The sequence below is a fragment of the Sediminicola luteus genome (genome assembly GCF_002514735.1).
Classification (GTDB): Bacteria; Bacteroidota; Bacteroidia; order Flavobacteriales; family Flavobacteriaceae; genus HQA918.
Map to the genome: position 1 here is coordinate 1 of NZ_NBWU01000012.1, position 1526 is coordinate 1526.

Genomic DNA, 1526 nt, shown 5'->3' on the forward strand with positions numbered 1-1526 from the left:
CTCCAACAGGCCAACCTATTCTTTTTGAACCATTGCCATGCAGATAAATTGGTTTATATCTCTGATAAAAAAGATTGCACATGGGCCTACCCCGAACAAAACATTCAGGCGGTTTGTGAAAAGGCCAAGAGCCGTTTTAAACGGGAAATTGAAAAGGTCAGGACCTTTAGGAAAGGTGTCCAGTTCTTTAAAGGCCAAGGCCATCTTAGGGAAAGTGCCTTTATGCTCCACCAAAGCTATGAACTTGCCTATAGGCTGTTGGAACCCATGGTCTGTGGTTCCCTTAAGGTATGCCATAGTATCAAGAACCATCAGGCATTCGTGTTAAAGAGTATATCGCCCATAAAGGGCATGTTCATGGTCGAGTCGGAAAGTGAATCCGCTTTGTTGGATATACTCGATAACGCTTATAGTGCCGCCCGTTATTCCGATGGCTTCAAGGTATCCGAAAACGAGATTGTGCGGCTATCACAAAAACTGGGGCATTTCATCAAAGGGGTCAAAAGGCTCCATGAAATGCAATTGGACCGATTCAAAGAAACCGTGATGAATCCTCCCAATACCGATCAGGATAGACCGATTCCCTTGGACGAATTGAAAAGGATTAAGGCATTGACCAAGGAGAATCTCGTACTACTTAATCCAACAGGTGGCGAGGATCCCGGCCATTACCTTAACCATGCCCGGATCCATGGCTATGCCGAAACCTTCGGTACGTTACGATCGATGCTCAATGTCTGCATCCTTGCCTTGGACGGTCAATTGGATCTTACCTTGGATATAAAGGACATTGGTACGGACGTGAAAAGGGTATTGGAGTTCGGCAAATGCCTCATCCCCTTCGAAGAGGGTGTATACCTGGATCAAATGCGGGAACTAATCTCGTTGGACGTTGAACCCAATCGGGATAGGGTATGAAAAACAAGGCCAGAAAAATAAAGGAGATCAAAAACCTTTTGGATCATTTTTCGGGGCACAACGAAACGCCCGGGAAACCGGAGGGGAACCATATCCGCTTGGAGGTGGCGGACAATCAGGACATCACCAACCATATCACCGCCCTTTTGGAGGTCTGTTATCTTGCCTTGGATGGTAAGGGCGATTTTACTTCACCGGGCCTTAAGGGTGCCAATGTCGAGTTCGGGGTACTCAAGGTATTGGAAATGGTACTGAACCTAATCCCCCATGGACAAATGCATTGTCTGGATGAGATACAAGGGATTATAGAAAAAGGTCCACGGGATGGGTAAGGGCATGAAATATAGGAAGGGGTCGGACAGGGCCAAGCTAAAGGCCCTCAATGGGCTTTTAAGCCCAAGGCCAGTAAAAGGGGAGGGTGGCCCCCAAGAGGTTACGTTCAGAGTTCAGGACAACGGGGAACTTCGTTATATCATTTCCTGTCTACTGCGGGTAAGCATTGCGGCATTGGAACAGGAAGGCAATTCAATGTCACCTCGATTGCCCTATTTATCCAATGAAACGGCCGTGGTGGCCATACTTGAACTTATAAACGACATACTCCCCGA

At 47.2% G+C, this 1526-nt stretch carries 3 protein-coding genes; all 3 read left to right on the forward strand.

All coding sequences use genetic code 11. From position 1 onward, the window contains the following. Positions 1-918: HEPN domain-containing protein (locus tag B7P33_RS19450; RefSeq protein WP_172436010.1), on the forward strand; the 918-nt coding region annotated here is incomplete at its 5' end. Further along, positions 915-1250, forward strand: a complete 336-nt coding sequence (locus tag B7P33_RS19200; RefSeq protein WP_097443860.1) for a hypothetical protein — start codon at positions 915-917, stop codon at positions 1248-1250. The genes B7P33_RS19450 and B7P33_RS19200, both read left to right, overlap by 4 nt. A gap of 4 nt (positions 1251-1254) precedes the next feature. Next, positions 1255-1526 (forward strand): hypothetical protein (locus B7P33_RS19205; protein ID WP_141402521.1); only part of this gene is annotated, 272 nt, incomplete at its 3' end.

What these genes read in the sequence shown, in the direction of transcription:
- B7P33_RS19200 (WP_097443860.1), top strand. Translation starts at nt 915, where the DNA reads ATGAAAAACAAGGCCAGAAAAATAAAGGAGATCAAAAACCTTTTGGAT.